Genomic DNA, 15,800 nt, shown 5'->3' with positions numbered 1-15,800 from the left:
CTGGTCAGCATCGTCATGCCGACCTACAAGCCGCGCTACTTCGCGCAGGCGCTGGACAGCGCGCTGGCACAGACCTATCCGGCAATGGAGCTGGTGATCTGCGACGACAATGCCGATGGCGCCATTGAGGCGATGCTGGCGTCCAGGTTGGCGGATGCGCCCTTCCCCATTCGCTATCACCGCAACACGCCGAAGTTCGGCGAGCTCGGCAGCACGATCAAGGGGATCGGCCTGGCGCAAGGCGAATACATCAAGTTCCTGCACGACGACGACGTGCTGCAACCGGACTGCATTGCGCAGCTGGTGGAAGCGATCGAGCGCAATCCAGGCACGGCGATGGCCTCCTCACGCCGATTGCGCATCGACGACGATGGCGTGCCGTTGCCGGACATCCTGGCTACCTGCTTTCCGTTTGCCGACGACGTGCTGATCGATGGGCCGGAGCTGGTGTCGTTCCTGTCCGACCACACCATCAACTTCATCGGCGAGCCGAGTTGCGTGCTGGCACGCCGCGCCGACCTGCTGGCGCTGGGCAACGAGCTGATGATGTTGAACGGCAAGCCCATCCACTGGGTCGGCGATCTGGCGATCTACGTCAAGCTGCTGCGCCACGGCAATCTGGCCTTCCTCTCCAGGCCGCTCACCCACTTTCGGGTGTCCAGCGCGCAATTCAGTCAGGCCGGTCGTAACCAGCCCGGCATCGGCGACCAGGGCCACGAGGATCTGCGCCAGGGCATCCGCCAGTTGGGCTGGCGGCGCGAAACCGGCGACAACCGGCAGGTGCGGGTTGCGCCGCTCAGCCCGCACAAGGCGCGGGTGTTCAAATCGGTGGATCTGGTCAATGCGCTGATGCAAAGCGCCGGCATGGCCGAGCGGGTGTCGCCGGCCACCTGGCTGGGCGTGCGCCACCCCAGCGATGTGCAGCGCGCATTGATCGATGCGCGTCTGCAGGCGCATGCCGGCGGGCCGCGCATTGCGGTGATGCTGATCGACCGCGATGGCGATGCTGCGGCAGTGGCCGCAACCCAGGCCAGCATCGATGCGGTGGCCTGCTATCGGAATCGGCAGACCTGGGTGGTCAGCAGCGCGCCGCACCAGCTGGCCGAGCACCGCGAGCGCGGGGTACTGATTGGCGAGGCGGGCCTGGTAGCCGCACTCAACCAGGCGATTGCAAGGCAACAGGATGTGGATTGGGTGGTGCTGGTGGATGCCGGCAGCCTCTTTACCGGCAGCGGCCTGACGCTGCTGGCGCTGGGCATGATCGGGCTGCCCGAGCAGTGCCAGGCGGTCTATGCGGACGAAGTGGTCGCGCTGGACACCGCACAGCTTGGGCTGGCGTTGCGGCCGGCGCTGTATCTGGATGCACTGCTGAGCGCGCCGTCCACGCTGTCGCGGCATTGGCTGTTCCGCCGCAACAGTCTGGTGGCCGACGGCGGTTTTCCGGCGGACCTCGGGCAGGCCTTCGAACTGGGCTATCAGCTTGGCCTGGTCGAGCGTCATGGCCTGGCCTGCGTGCAGCACATCGCCGAGCCCTTGTTGGTCGCCGCGGCCCAGACCCGGCACACCGATGCGGACGAGCAACAGGCCATCGCCCGCCACCTGGCCGCGCGCGGGTATGCGGACGCGCGCGTACACAGCGCCGGCCCTGGTCGGCATGCGGTGGAGTATCAGCATGCCCAGCAGCCGCTGGTCAGCATCCTGGTGCTGGTCGATGGCCGTTTGCCGCAGGTGCAGCGCTGCCTGGAAAGCATCCTGGCCAACACGGCCTACCCGCATTACGAGGTGCTGCTGCTGGATCGCGACGGCACCGCTCCGGACCTGCGCGCTTGGCTGGCCGGCATCGATGCGCTGGGCATGCAGCAGATCCGCGTGTTGCGCTTTGCTGCCGAGCCTGCGCGCGAAGCGGTCTGCAACGCGGCAGCCGAGCATGCACGTGGGGACGTGCTGCTGTGGCTGTCGGCCGGCGCTGCGGTGATGAAGGCCGATTGGCTGGAGCAACTGCTCAACCACGCGCTGCGCCCGGAGGTCGGTGCGGTGGCCGGCAAGCTGTTGCGCGGCGACGGCACCGTGCATCACGCCGGTCTGCTGCTGGGCCTGGGGGCACCGGCAGCACGTGCATTTGAGGGCGCCGCGTTCGACGAATCCGGCTATCTGCAGCGCCTGCAGCTGGATCAGAACTACACCGCCTTGAGCGGCGAGTGCCTGATGCTGCCGCGTCAGCTGTTTATCGACGCAGGCGGCTTTGATCTGGAACCGGCACTGGCGCAGTGGAGCGACGTCGACCTGTGCCTGCGCCTGCAGCAGGCCGGGTACCTGAATGTGTTTGCGGCGCGCGCGCAGCTGTTGATCGACCCGCCCGAGCAGACGCCCGCTACTGCGCAGGACGAAGAGGCGATGTACGCGCGCTGGTTGCCGCTGATGGCCAACGACCCGGCCTACAACCCGGGGTTTTCGCTGGACCCGGGCGCCGGCTTCGCGCTGGCCGACCCGCGCGCGAGCTGGCGTCCGTTGCAGTCGTGGCGCCCGCTGCCGAGCGTGATCGCACTGCCGGCCGATATCGAGGGCTGCGGGCACTATCGGGTGATCCAGCCATTGCGCGCCCTGCGCGAGGCCGGGCTGGCCGAGGGCGTGCTGTTCAATGGCTATCTGGAGATCGCCGAACTTGCGCGCCAGGATCCCGACGTGGTGATCCTGCAGCGCCAGGTCGGCGAGGCGCGGCTGGAGGCGATGCGACAGATGAAGGCGTTGTCGCGCGCATTCAAGGTATACGAGCTTGACGATTACCTGCCCAACCTGCCGCTGAAGAATGCGCACCGCGCGCAGATGCCCAAGGACATTCTCAAGACGGTGCGGCGGGGGTTGGGCATGGTGGACCGCTTCGTGGTGTCCACTCCTGCCCTGGCCGAGGCGTTTGCCGGATTGCACAGCGATATCCGCGTGGCCGAAAACCGCTTGCCGCCCCATTGGTGGGACCAGTTACCGGCGCGAGGCGAGCGCCAGGGCGGCAAGCCGCGGATCGGCTGGGCCGGCGGAGCCAGCCACACCGGCGATCTGGAACTGATCGCCGACGTGGTGCGCGAGCTGGCCGACGAGGTCGAGTGGGTGTTCATGGGCATGTACCCATTCGCGCTGCGCCAGCATATTCACCAATTCCAGCCGGGCGTGCCGATCGACCACTACCCCGCCGCACTGGCGGCACTGGACCTGGACCTGGCGCTGGCGCCGGTGGAGCAGAACCTGTTCAACGAGTGCAAAAGCAATCTGCGCCTGCTCGAATACGGTGCCTGCGGTTATCCGGTGATCGCCAGCGATGTGCGCTGCTACCAGGGCAACCTGCCGGTGACGTTGGTGAAAAACCGCTACCGCGACTGGATCGGTGCCATTCGCGAGCACTTGGCCGATCCGGCCGCCTCAGCGGCGAAAGGCGCAGCGTTGCGCGAGGCGGTGCGCCGCGACTGGATGTTGAGCGGCAGCCATCTGGACACCTGGCGAGCCGCCTGGTTGCCGGACTAGCGCGGGGACGCTGCTTCAGCGTTCTCCCGCTTGCGGTAGAACGGATGCGTGGCTGTGTGTGAAGTGCCGGTGGCGCCCTCATCCGGCGCTACGCGCCACCTTCTCCCGCCAGCGGGAGAAAGGAGGCCTGGCTGTGTGTGAACTCGCGGTAGTGCCCTCATCCGGCGCTACGCGCCACCTTCTCCCGCCAGCGGGAGAAGGGAGGCCTGGCTGTGTGTGAACTCGCGGTAGTGCCCTCATCCGGCGCTACGCGCCACCTTCTCCCGCCAGCGGGAGAAGGGAGGCCTGGCTGTGTGTGAACTCGCGGTGGCGCCCTCATCCGGCGCTGCGCGCCACCTTCTCCCGCTAGCGGGAGAAGGGAGGCCTGGCTGTGGGTGAACTCGCGGTGGTGCCCTCATCCGGCGCTACGCGCCACCTTCTCCCGCCAGCGGGAGAAGGGAGGCCTGGCTGTGGGTGAACTCGCGGTGGTGCCCTCATCCGGCGCTGCGCGCCACCTTCTCCCGCCAGCGGGAGAAGGGAGGCCTGGCTGTGTGTGAAGTGCCGGTGGTGCCCTCATCCGGCGCTGCGCGCCACCTTCTCCCGCCAGCGGGAGAAGGGAGGCCTGGCTGTGGGTGAACTCGCGGTGGTGCCCTCATCCGGCGCTGCGCGCCACCTTCTCCCGCGAGCGGGAGAAGGGAAAGCCTGGCTGCGCGGAAGGGAAAGCCTGGCTGCGCGCGACTGGTCGGTTGCACTGCAACCGGTCGCCCACCGGTTCCCTTCCCCCGCTTGCGGGGGAAGGTGCCCGAAGGGCGGATGGGGGCATGCGTCTACACTCTCGCGCCGCGCTTTGCCATGACTGAAGCTGCGCGTGAATTGGCGGCGTGGCCCTCATCCGGCGCTACGCGCCACCTTCTCCCGCCGGCGGGAGAAGGGAAAGCGTGGCTGCGGGTGATCTGTCGGTTGCACTGCAACCGGTCGCCCACCGGTTCCCTTCCCCCGCTTGCGGGGGAAGGTGCCCAAAGGGCGGATGGGGGCGATATCGCTGCAACGCCCCCGCCGACAGGCGCGACAGGAATGTCCCCGCGCCGGAATCCCGGCGCCATTTCGGCACGGCGCTTGCATTGGTGTGGATGCCTCCCTGGCTGACCGCACCCATGAGCGATTCCGTCACCTCCATCCTCTCGCAGATCCGCAGCTACCAGACGCAGATGGGCCAAGGCCCGATGGGCGCGGTGGGCGATGCGGCGCGCGGCAATCAGATCCAGGGGCTGGCCGGCGCACAGGGAACCCCGGCCACCCAGGCACCGAGCTTCAGCGAAACCTTGCGCGGTGCCATCGGCGGCGTGAATGAAGCGCAGCAGAAGGCCGGCGCGCTCTCCAAGGCATTCGAAATGGGCGACCCCAGTGCCGATCTGGCCCGGGTCATGGTCGCCTCCCAGCAGTCCCAGGTGGCCTTCCGCGCCACCGTGGAAGTCCGTAACCGTCTCGTCCAGGCTTACCAGGACGTCATGAACATGCCGCTGTAAGGATTGACGACACATGGCACTCGCGATCAGCAGAGAAAACGTGAACCAGAACGCCGAGAAGGCGGGTCAATGGTTCGACCGTGTCCGCAGCCTGCAGATCACCCGCAAGCTGACCATGATGGCGATGATCGCCCTGGCGGTGGCGGCCGGTCTGGCGGTGTTCTTCTGGTCGCAGCAGCCGGGCTACCAGGCGCTGTATACCGGCCTGGATGAAAAGGGCAATGCCGAAGCGGCCGACCTGCTGCGCACCGCGCAGATCCCCTACAAGATCGACCAGGCCACCGGCGCCATCTCGGTGCCGCAGGACCGCCTGTACGACGCCCGCCTGAAGCTGGCCGGCTCCGGCCTGACCGGCAAGGAAACCGGCGGCGGCTTCGAATTGATGGAAAAGGACCCGGGCTTCGGCGTCAGCCAGTTCGTGGAAAACGCCCGCTACCAGCACGCGCTGGAAACCGAACTCTCGCGCACCATCGGCACCCTGCGCCCGGTGCGCGAGGCCCGCGTGCACCTGGCCATTCCCAAGCCCAGCGCGTTCACCCGCCAGCGCGACGTGGCCAGCGCCTCGGTGGTGCTGGAACTGCGCGGCGGCCAGGGCCTGGAGCGCAACCAGGTCGATGCCATCGTCAATCTGGTGGCGTCCAGCATCCCGGACATGACCCCCGAGCGGGTGACCGTGGTCGACCAGAGCGGCCGCATGCTCTCCATCGCCGACCCCAACAGCGACGCCGCCCAGCACGCCGCCCAGTTCGAACAGGTACGCCGCCAGGAAAGCTCCTACAACCAGCGCATCCGCGAACTGCTGGAGCCGATGACCGGCCCTGGCCGGGTCAATCCGGAAACCAGCGTGGACATGGACTTCTCGGTCGTGGAAGAGGCCCGCGAGCTCTACAACGGCGAGCCGGCCAAGCTGCGCAGCGAGCAGGTCAGCGACACCAGCACTAGCGCCACCGGCCCGCAGGGTCCTCCGGGCGCCACCAGCAACAGCCCCGGCCAGCCGCCGGCGCCGGCCGTCGCCGGTGCGCCGGGCACCCCGGCCGCGGCCAACGGCCAGGCCGCCGCCCCGGCCGCGCCGACCGAAAGTTCCAAAAGCGCCACCCGCAACTACGAATTGGACCGAACCTTGCAACACACCCGTCAGCCGGCCGGCCGCATCAAGCGGGTGTCGGTGGCGGTGCTGCTGGACAACGTCCCGCGCCCCGGTGCCAAGGGCAAGATGGTGGAGCAGCCGCTCACCGCCGCCGAGCTCACCCGCATCGAGGGCCTGGTCAAGCAGGCAGTGGGCTTCGACGCGGCACGTGGCGACACGGTGTCGGTGATGAATGCCCCGTTCGTGCGGGAAGCGGTGGCGGGCGAGGAAGGCCCGAAGTGGTGGGAAGACCCGCGCGTGCAGAACGGTCTGCGCCTGCTGGTCGGTGCGGTGGTGGTGCTGGCGCTGCTGTTCGGCGTGGTACGCCCCACCCTGCGCCAGCTCACCGGCGTGACCGCGGTCAAGGACAAGCAGCGCAAGGCTGGCAACGATGGCACTCCACAGAGCGCCGACGTGCGGATGGTCGACGAAGACGACGACCTGATGCCCCGCCTGGAAGAAGACACCGCGCAGATCGGTCAGGACAAGAAGAGCCCGATCGCCCTGCCGGACGCCTACGAAGAGCGCATGCGCGTGGCTCGCGAGGCGGTCAAAGCCGATTCAAAACGTGTTGCACAAGTCGTGAAGGGATGGGTCGCCAGTGAAGCCTGAAACACAACCGATGACCGGAGTGCAGCGCGCCGCGGTGCTGCTGCTGTCGCTGGGTGAGAGCGACGCCGCCGAAGTGCTCAAGCACATGGACCCCAAGGAGGTGCAGAAGATCGGCATCGCCATGGCCACCATGACCGGCATCTCGCGCGACCAGGTCGAAAAGGTGATGGACGACTTCAACGGCGAACTGGCCGGCAAGACCTCGCTGGGCGTGGGCGCCGACGACTACATCCGCAACGTGCTGATCCAGGCGCTGGGCGCCGACAAGGCCGGCGGCCTGATCGACCGCATCCTGCTCGGCCGCAATACCACCGGCCTGGACACCCTCAAGTGGATGGACCCGCGCGCGGTCGCCGACCTGGTGCGCAACGAACACCCGCAGATCATCGCGATCGTGATGGCGCATCTGGACAGCGACCAGGCCGCCGAGTCGCTGAAGAACCTGCCCGAGCGCACCCGCGCCGACGTGTTGCTGCGCATCGCCACGCTGGACGGCATCCCGCCCAACGCGTTGAGCGAGCTCAACGACATCATGGAACGTCAATTCGCCGGCAACCAGAACCTGAAGTCGTCCAACGTGGGCGGCATCAAGGTGGCAGCCAACATCCTCAACTTCCTGGACACCGGCGCCGACCAGGGCGTGCTGGGCGAGATCAGCAAGATCGACGCCGACCTGGCCACCAAGATCCAGGACCTGATGTTCGTGTTCGACAACCTGGTGGACCTGGACGATCGCGGCCTGCAGACCCTGCTGCGCGAAGTCTCCGGCGAGCGCCTGGGCCTGGCGCTGCGCGGCGCCGACGTCAAGGTGCGCGAGAAGATCACCCGCAACATGTCCCAGCGCGCCGCCGAGATCCTGATCGAGGACATGGAAGCGCGCGGCCCGGTGCGCCTGGCCGACGTGGAAGCGGCGCAGAAGGAAATCCTCACCATCGTCCGCCGCCTGGCTGACGAAGGCGCCATCAGCCTTGGCGGCGCCGGTGCGGAGGCGATGGTATGAACGACGTGGTCACCCGCTGGCTGGCCCCCGACCTGCACATGGCGCCGGCCCTGCCGGAGCCGGAGTACGACGAACCGGCCATGCTCGAGCCGGTGCTGCGCCCGCCGACCCTGGAAGAGATCCAGGCCATCGAGGACGCCGCCCAGCAGGAGGGCTTTGCCCGCGGCCATGCTGAAGGCTTTGCCCAGGGCCAGTCGGAAGTGCGCCGCCTCACCGCGCAGATCGACGGCATCCTGGACAACTTCACCCGCCCGCTGGCGCGGCTGGAAAACGAGGTGGTCGGCGCGCTTGGCGAGCTGGCCGTGCGTATCGCCGGCCAGCTGGTCGGCCGTGCCTACCAGGCCGATCCGCAGCTGCTGGCCGAACTGGTCGGCGAGGCCGTGGATGCGGTCGGCGGCGCCGGCCGCGAGGTCGAAGTGCGCCTGCACCCGGACGACATCACCGCGCTGCTGCCGCACCTGGCACCCAGCAGCACCACCCGCGTGGCCCCGGACATGAGCCTGAGCCGCGGCGACCTGCGCGTGCACGCCGAGAGCGTGCGCGTGGACGGCACCCTGGACGCGCGCCTGCGGGCTGCGCTGGAGACAGTCATGCGTAAATCCGGAGCAGGCCTGTGAGCGCCTTGTTGGGAGCCACCCCGGCCGACTGGCTGGATGCACGCAATCTGCGCCTGGCCACCCGCCTGAGCGGCCTGGGCCTGGACCCGGCCGCGGGCCGCACCCTGATCCGCGAAGGCATCCTGCGCCGCGCGGTCGGCCTGACCCTGGAAGCCACCGGCTGCGAAGCGCCGATGGGCGCCACCTGCAAGGTGGAAGTGGACGGCGGCTGGGTGGATGCCGAAGTGGTCGGCTTTGCCGGCGAACGGACCTATCTGATGCCCAGCGCCGAACTGCACGGCCTGCTGCCCAACGCCCGCGTGGTGCCCTCGCGGCGCCGCGGCGGCGTGGAAGTGGGCGAAGGCCTGCTCGGCCGGGTCATCGACAGCGACGGCACCCCGCTGGACGGCAAGGGCCCGATCCGGGCCGAAGGCAGCGTCGGCATGGCCGGCGTGTCGATCAACCCGCTGGCGCGCGAGCCCATCACCACCTCGCTGGACGTGGGCGTGCGCGCCATCAACGCCATGCTGCCGATCGGCCGCGGCCAGCGCGTGGGCCTGTTCGCCGGGTCCGGCGTCGGTAAGTCGACGCTGCTGGGCATGATGACCCGCTTCACCTCCGCCGACGTCATCGTGGTCGGGCTGATCGGCGAACGTGGCCGCGAAGTGCGCGATTTCGTCGAAACCACCCTGGGCGAAGAAGGCCTCCGTCGTGCCGTGGTCGTGGCCGCCCCGGCCGACCGCCCGCCGCTGGCGCGCCTGCACGGCGCCTACCGCGCCACTGCCATCGCCGAATGGTTCCGCGACCAGGGCTTGAACGTGTTGTTGCTGATGGACTCGCTGACCCGCTTTGCGCAGGCGCAGCGCGAGATCGGCCTGTCGGTGGGCGAGCCGCCGACCACCCGCGGCTACCCGCCGTCGGTGTTCGCCAAATTGCCGGCGCTGGTGGAACGGGCCGGCAACGGCGCCAAGGGCCGCGGCTCGATCACCGCCTTCTACACCGTGCTGACCGAAGGCGACGACCCGCAGGACCCGATCGCCGACGCCGCCCGCGCCATCCTGGACGGCCACATCCTACTTTCGCGTCGGGTTGCCGACAGCGGCCTGTACCCGGCCATCGACCTGGAATCCTCGGTCAGCCGCGTGGTGCAGGACATTGCCGACGAACCCTGGCGCCTGCGCATCCGCAAGCTCAAGCGCCTGCTCTCTGCCTACACCGCCAACCGCGACCTGATCGCCATCGGTGCCTACCAGCGCGGCAGCGACCCGGCCACCGACGAAGCATTGGCGCGTTGGCCGGAGATCGTCGAATTCCTTGGCCAGGACGTGCACAAGGCCTCGCTGCTGAGCGACAGCCTGTCCGCGCTGCAGCAGCTGGTGGAACCCGAGAATTAATTCATGATGCAGTCCAAGCGAATCAACCCCCTGCTGCGCCGCGCGCAGGAACAGGAAGACAAGGTGGCCCGCGACCTGGCCGAGCGCCAGCGCGTGCTGGACACCCACCAGTCACGCCTGGAAGAACTGCGCCGCTATGCCGAGGAATACGCCAACAGCCACATGGCCGGCACCAGCGCCGTGGCGCTGAGCAACCGCCGCGCGTTCCTGGACCGGCTCGACAGCGCCGTGCTGCAGCAGGCCCAGACCGTGGAAAGCAACCGCGCCAAGGTCGAATCCGAACGCACCCGCCTGCTGCTGGCCAGCCGCGAGAAGCAGGTGCTGGAACAGCTGGCGGCCAGTTACCGCGCCCAGGAAAACAAGGTGATCGAACGCCGCGACCAGCGCGAAATGGACGATCTGGGCGCACGCCGCTCGCGCCTGGCGCGGGCCGAAGATACTCACGGAGACGCCGTATGAACCCCCTGTCCGCGTTTGCCGCCGGCCTTGGCGCGCTTGCCAGCACCGGCAAGAAGTCCAGCTACAGCGACCCCTCGTCCGAACAGGACCCGGCGCAGGACCAGTTTGCGCGCATGCTCAATCCGGCCACCACGCCCAACCACGCTCCGCAGCAGACGCCCGAGCGCGTGCCGGCCAAGCCGCCTGCCGCCAAATCCAGCCAATCCGATAAGCATCGCTCCGACGACGATCAGGGCGATGACGCGCCCGGCGATGCGACCAAGCGCCCGCGCGCCCAGGACGCTGATGCCAAGCCTGCCCAGCCCGCCAAGGAACCGGCAGCCAAGGACAGCAGTGCCGCCACCGCGAGCGGCAAGAGCGCAGCTGCCAGCAAGGACAGCAAGGACGCCCCCGCCGATGCAGCCACGCCCACCGAAGCCGGCTGGCCGCCGGCGGGCCTGGGCGGTTTTGGCATGAGCCTGCTGGCCCAGGCGGTACCGGGCGGCGATGTGCTGGCCGCCGCTGCCGCAGCGCTGGCCGCCAGCATGGCCAATGCGGCCGGCGCTACGCCGACCGCGACTGCGGTGCCAACCGACGCCACCGCACCCACGGCCGCTGCTGCCGCACCCGCCACCACGGCCCTGCCCGCCCTGGGTGCGCTCGCGCCGGCTGCCGCCGCAGGCGCCAAGCCCACCTCGACCACGGCGGTGAGCGGCGATGCGCAGACCGCCGCGCTGATGAGCATGGCGGTCAAGGCGTTGGACCCGGCCGACGACGCCGCCGCCGTGGACGCACCGGATGCCCCGGCGTTCGTGTTACCCACCGCCGCGCCCACGCTCACCCGCCTGCAGGACCCGGCGCCGATCTTCAGCGCCTCGCCCACCCCGACCCCGGAAATGGGCAGCGACACCTTCGACGATGCCATCGGCGCCCGCCTGAGCTGGCTGGCCGACCAGAAGATTGGTCACGCCCACATCAAGCTCACCCCCAACGAGATGGGCCCGGTCGAAGTACGGCTGCACCTGGAAGGCGACAAGGTCAACGCCAGCTTCACCGCCGCCCATGCCGACACCCGCCAGGCGCTGGAGCAGAGCCTGCCGCGGCTGCGCGAAATGCTTGGTCAGAGCGGCTTCCAGCTCGGCCAGGCCGACGTGAGCCAGCAACAGCAGAGCCAGTCCGGCAATCGCAATGGCGGCGCCAGCGAGGGCAACGGCCTTACCCTGGACGACAGCCCGGCCGTCGGAATTCCGTCGGTAGTGTTACGCCAGCGTGGATTGCTGGACGCCTACGCCTGATCCAGGGCGCCGTGATTGCACCCCGGCGCACCTGCAGCGCCCGCTTGCCCGGGCCATCGCGACTGAGCCCCTCCCCCTGCAGCGCAAGGTGTGCGGGGGGATTTCGCGTTGCCGCGCGCACGCGCCAGGAAACCGACGCGGTTTTGGCACGCTGATTGCATCCGTTGGGTGAGCATTCCCCTGGAGCAGACTGTGGCAGCCGCAAAGAAACCCGAGAAGACCGAAGAGAAAGACGAGAAGAAGAAGGGCGGCAAGAAGCCCATCCTGCTGATCGCCATCGGTGTGGTGGTCCTGGCGGCCGCCGGCGGCGGCGCCTGGTTCTTTCTAGGCCACAAGGGCGAGGACAAAGGCGGCAAGCACGCCACCCCCAAGGTGGCCGAAGTGCCAAAGCCGGCACAGTACTTCCCGATGGACCCGGCGATTGTGGTCAACCTGGCCGATCCCGGCGACGGCCCGCAGTATCTTCAGGTCGAAGTGCAGTTGGTCACCCGCGACCCGGAAGAACTCAAACTCATCACCGAGAACGCCCCCGCCATCCGCGCGCACCTGCTGATGCTGCTGTCGCAGGTCAAGGCCACCGACGTTGCCGATCTGGCCGGCAAGCAGAAGCTGCAGAAATCCGCACTGGCCGAGGCGCAGAAGGTCATGACCAGCGAAACCGGCAAAAAATGCATCGAAGAATTGCTGTTCACCAGTTTCGTCACCCAGTAAGGCTGCCCCATGAGCGTCAGTGATCTGCTTTCCCAGGACGAAATCGATGCCCTGCTGCATGGCGTGGATTCGGGCGCGGTCAATACCGAGCCGGAGCCGTTGCCTGGCGAGGCCCGCCAGTACGATCTGTCCAGCCAGGACCGCATCATCCGCGGGCGCATGCCGACCCTGGAGATGGTCAACGAGCGTTTTGCACGCTTGTGGCGTATCGGTCTGTTCAACCTGATCCGGCGCTCGGCCGACCTGTCGGTGCGCGGCATCGACCTGGTCAAGTTCAACGAATACATGCACTCGCTGTATGTGCCGACCAACCTCAACCTGATCCGCTTCAAGCCGCTGCGTGGTACCGGGCTGATCGTGTTCGAGCCCACCCTGGTCTTTACCGTGGTGGACAACTTCTTCGGCGGCGACGGCCGCTTCCACACCCGCATCGAAGGCCGCGAATTCACCGCCACCGAGATGCGCGTGATCCAGCTGATGCTCAAGCAGACCTTTGCCGACCTGAAGGAAGCCTGGGCACCAGTGATGGACGTGGACTTCGAGTACATCAACTCGGAAATCAACCCGCACTTCGCCAATATCGTCACCCCGCGCGAGTACGTGGTGGTGTGCCGCTTCCATGTGGAGCTGGAAGGCGGCGGCGGCGAGATCCACATCACCCTGCCGTACTCGATGCTGGAGCCGATCCGCGAACTGCTCGATGCCGGCATCCAGAGCGACCGCAACGACCGCGACGATTCGTGGAACGTGATGCTGCGCGAGCAACTGGACACCGCCGAGGTAACCCTGTCCAGCGTGCTGGCCAGCAAGCGCATGAGCCTGCGCCAGCTCACCGGCCTGAAGATCGGCGACATCCTGCCGATCGACCTGCCCGCCCAGGTGCCGCTGTGCGTGGAAGAGATCCCCTTATTCACCGGCGAATTCGGCGTCTCCAACGGCAACAACGCCGTGAAGATCACCGCCGTGCGCCCGCCTGGCGTGCAAGCCCCGCGTGCCGTTCCCTCCCAGGACTCCAGCAAATGATCAACTCCGACATCCTCGACGCCGCGCCTGCCACCTTCGACAGCCTGCAGGCCGAGCACGACCAGAATGCCACCGACCTCAACCTGGACGTCATCCTGGACGTGCCGGTGACGCTGTCGCTGGAAGTGGGCCGCGCGCGCATCCCGATCCGTAACCTGCTGCAGCTCAACCAGGGCTCGGTGGTGGAACTGGAGCGTGGCGCCGGCGAGCCGCTGGACGTGTACGTCAACGGCACCTTGATCGCGCATGGCGAAGTGGTCGTCATCAACGACCGCTTCGGCATCCGCCTGACCGACGTGGTCAGCCCCAGCGAACGGATCCGGAGGCTGCGGTGATCGGCCTGCTGGCCACTGCCGCGCCAGTCGCGGCCAAGGCCACCCAGGTGGGCGCACAGGCGCCGGCCACGCCCAGCATGTTTGGCGCAGTCTTTGCATTGCTGCTGGTGCTCGCGCTGATCGTCGGCCTGGGCTGGTTGCTCAAGCGCATGCCCGGCAGCGGTTTCCGCAGCAGCGAGGGCCTGCGCCTGGTCACCAGTCTGGCGGTAGGTGCCAAGGAGCGCGTGGTGGTGGTCGAGGTCAATGGCCAGCAGTTGCTGCTGGGCGTGACCGCCGGCGGCATCACCACCTTGCACACCTTGCCCGAACCGCTGCCGCCCACGCCGGCACCCAGCCTGCCCAACCTCAAGCAACTCCCCAATTTCGCCCAGCTGCTCGCTCAGAAGCTGCGCAAGGACCCGTGACATGTTCAGTAGCTGGAATCGCTGGGGGCGCAGCCTCCGCCTGGTGTTGATCCTGCTGGTGATGAGCTGCCCGCTGCTGGCCGCCGCCACGCCGGCCGCGCTGCCATCGATGGCGCAGGCCGCTGCACCGGCCGCCGCTCCCGCAGCCACCCCGGCGGCGGTGCCGCCCGGCTCCAACCAGCTGCCCAACCTGCCGAACGTCAGCGTGGGCCGCATCGGCGACCAGCCGGTCAGCCTGCCGCTGCAGACCCTGCTGCTGATGACGGCGATCACCCTGCTGCCGTCGATGCTGCTGGTGCTGACCGCCTTCACCCGCATCACCATCGTGCTGGGCCTGTTGCGCCAGGCGCTGGGCACCGGCCAGACCCCGTCCAACCAGGTGCTGCTGGGCCTGGCGATGTTCCTGACCGCGCTGGTGATGATGCCGGTGTGGCAGAAGATGTGGGGCGCCGGACTGCAGCCGTACCTCAATAACCAGATCGATTTTTCCACTGCCTGGACGCTCACCACGCAGCCGCTGCGGGCCTTCATGCTGGCGCAGATCCGCGAGACCGATCTGATGACCTTCGCCGGGATGGCCGGCGACGGTAAATACGCCGGCCCGGACGCGGTGCCCTTCCCGGTGCTGGTGGCCTCGTTTGTGACCAGCGAGCTGAAGACCGCCTTCGAAATCGGCTTTCTGATCTTCATCCCGTTTGTGATCATCGATCTGGTGGTCGCCAGCGTGCTGATGTCGATGGGCATGATGATGCTGTCGCCGATGTTGATCTCCGCACCGTTCAAGATCCTGTTGTTCATCCTGGTGGATGGGTGGGTGCTGGTGGTGGGCACGCTGGCGGCGAGCTTCAACGCGTCGTAAGTGCGGACGCGCGTTGCGCGCGGTAGCGCTTGCCAGTTAACTGATTTTTGCGCACTGCGAGGTTGCATTGCGCAACCATCAGCTCCGCTTGCCGCTTGCCGCTTTTTGCCTCTGTGCTTCGCTTTGGCTTCTAGCCTCTCCGGGGCCCCATACCGCAGCGGCAAGGCTGGCAGATACAACCCGCAGGGCGGCGCGCATGGATGCGCGACGTTTTTGTAAGGGACATGGATGTCCCTTACAAAAATTTCTGCCGGACTTGCGGACCCGCAGCGCCGCAGGCGCGGAGGGCGCGAGGACGGGGTGTGCTTTCTTTTGGTTACTTTGGTCAGCCTTCGGCTGCCGTAGAGCGCTTCTTTGCACAAGCAAAGAAAAGTGACTCGCGCCCGACAGGGCGTGAAAGCTGTTGATTTGTCGCTCCATCATCAAGGCAAGTGCGAAGCATAAGCACAAGCAAGTGCAGAGCTTTCGGCCCCCTTCGGGGGTCGAGTTACTTTCTTTGCTTGTGCAAAGAAAGTAACCAAAGAAACACACCCCCGTCCTCGCGCCCCTCCGCGCCAAGGCGCTCCGGGTAAGCAAGCCGGGTAGAAATTTTTGTAAGGGACATCCCTGTCCCTTACAAAAACGTCGCGCATCCATGCGCGCCGCCCTGCGGGTTGTATCTACCCGGCTTGCCGCTGCGGTATGGGGGATTGGTAAGCCAACAGCCAAAGCAGAGCCAACGCTTAAAGCAAAAGCCAAGCAAAAACCGACAGCGACAGCGACAGCGACAGCGACAGCGACAGCGACAGCGACAGCGACAGCAGCCAATCGTGGCTTCGCCGTGTACTTCCATCGCAACCACTGCTCCGCAATCCGGCCCGGCACGCGCTTGCGGCGCAGGCGCTCCAAAGCACTCGGGGCAATGGCGCGCAGGGTGCCTTCTCGCCCCGCTGGAGAGCGGCAAGTTTCTGCAAACCACGGTTCAGCCCGCATCCCGCAGTAGCGACCAC

At 67.5% G+C, this 15,800-nt stretch carries 13 protein-coding genes; all 13 read left to right on the top strand.

The window, feature by feature from the left end:
* Positions 1 to 15 precede the first annotated feature (15 nt).
* Complete coding sequence (locus A7D17_RS20405) at positions 16 to 3,513, top strand: glycosyltransferase (protein ID WP_064510876.1); 3,498 nt, start codon at positions 16 to 18, stop codon at positions 3,511 to 3,513.
* A gap of 1,133 nt (positions 3,514 to 4,646) precedes the next feature.
* Positions 4,647 to 5,018 carry a flagellar hook-basal body complex protein FliE gene (gene fliE / locus A7D17_RS20400; protein WP_010373676.1) on the top strand — a complete coding sequence of 124 codons (372 nt, stop codon included), beginning with the start codon at positions 4,647 to 4,649 and terminating at the stop codon, positions 5,016 to 5,018.
* A gap of 13 nt (positions 5,019 to 5,031) precedes the next feature.
* A complete protein-coding gene (fliF, locus tag A7D17_RS20395; protein WP_064510787.1) occupies positions 5,032 to 6,756 on the top strand; it encodes a flagellar basal-body MS-ring/collar protein FliF in 1,725 nt (574 codons plus the stop codon).
* Positions 6,757 to 6,766: 10 nt separating this feature from the next.
* Positions 6,767 to 7,756, top strand: coding sequence for a flagellar motor switch protein FliG (gene fliG, locus A7D17_RS20390; protein WP_064510786.1), 990 nt, complete (start codon positions 6,767 to 6,769; stop codon positions 7,754 to 7,756).
* Positions 7,753 to 8,373 (top strand): FliH/SctL family protein, encoded by a 621-nt coding sequence (locus A7D17_RS20385; RefSeq protein ID WP_029219795.1) that lies wholly within the window; start codon positions 7,753 to 7,755, stop codon positions 8,371 to 8,373. Before fliG ends, A7D17_RS20385 begins: the two co-directional genes overlap by 4 nt.
* Positions 8,370 to 9,746: a FliI/YscN family ATPase gene (locus tag A7D17_RS20380; protein WP_064510785.1), complete on the top strand. Its 1,377-nt coding sequence runs from the start codon at positions 8,370 to 8,372 to the stop codon at positions 9,744 to 9,746. The genes A7D17_RS20385 and A7D17_RS20380 overlap by 4 nt, the downstream gene beginning before the upstream one ends.
* A gap of 3 nt (positions 9,747 to 9,749) precedes the next feature.
* Positions 9,750 to 10,205 (top strand): flagellar export protein FliJ, encoded by a 456-nt coding sequence (fliJ, locus tag A7D17_RS20375; RefSeq protein WP_064510784.1) that lies wholly within the window; start codon positions 9,750 to 9,752, stop codon positions 10,203 to 10,205.
* On the top strand, positions 10,202 to 11,479 hold the full coding sequence (locus A7D17_RS20370) for a flagellar hook-length control protein FliK (RefSeq protein WP_064510783.1): 1,278 nt from the start codon (positions 10,202 to 10,204) through the stop codon (positions 11,477 to 11,479). Before fliJ ends, A7D17_RS20370 begins: the two co-directional genes overlap by 4 nt.
* Before the next feature lie 168 nt (positions 11,480 to 11,647).
* Positions 11,648 to 12,190: a flagellar basal body-associated FliL family protein gene (locus A7D17_RS20365; protein ID WP_193395373.1), complete on the top strand. Its 543-nt coding sequence runs from the start codon at positions 11,648 to 11,650 to the stop codon at positions 12,188 to 12,190.
* A 9-nt stretch (positions 12,191 to 12,199) separates the two neighbouring features.
* Positions 12,200 to 13,213 (top strand): flagellar motor switch protein FliM, encoded by a 1,014-nt coding sequence (gene fliM / locus A7D17_RS20360; protein WP_011037085.1) that lies wholly within the window; start codon positions 12,200 to 12,202, stop codon positions 13,211 to 13,213.
* Positions 13,210 to 13,548 (top strand): flagellar motor switch protein FliN, encoded by a 339-nt coding sequence (fliN, locus tag A7D17_RS20355; RefSeq protein ID WP_016904992.1) that lies wholly within the window; start codon positions 13,210 to 13,212, stop codon positions 13,546 to 13,548. The genes fliM and fliN overlap by 4 nt, the downstream gene beginning before the upstream one ends.
* Positions 13,545 to 13,952: a flagellar biosynthetic protein FliO gene (gene fliO / locus A7D17_RS20350; RefSeq protein WP_064510781.1), complete on the top strand. Its 408-nt coding sequence runs from the start codon at positions 13,545 to 13,547 to the stop codon at positions 13,950 to 13,952. Before fliN ends, fliO begins: the two co-directional genes overlap by 4 nt.
* A gap of 1 nt (position 13,953) precedes the next feature.
* Positions 13,954 to 14,811, top strand: coding sequence for a flagellar type III secretion system pore protein FliP (fliP, locus tag A7D17_RS20345; RefSeq protein WP_064510780.1), 858 nt, complete (start codon positions 13,954 to 13,956; stop codon positions 14,809 to 14,811).
* Positions 14,812 to 15,800 lie beyond the last annotated feature (989 nt).

Source organism: Xanthomonas floridensis, from assembly GCF_001642575.1.
Classification (GTDB): Bacteria; Pseudomonadota; Gammaproteobacteria; order Xanthomonadales; family Xanthomonadaceae; genus Xanthomonas; species Xanthomonas floridensis.
The sequence above is the reverse complement of the archived record's forward strand: the minus strand, read 5'-3'. Positions and strand labels throughout refer to the sequence as shown.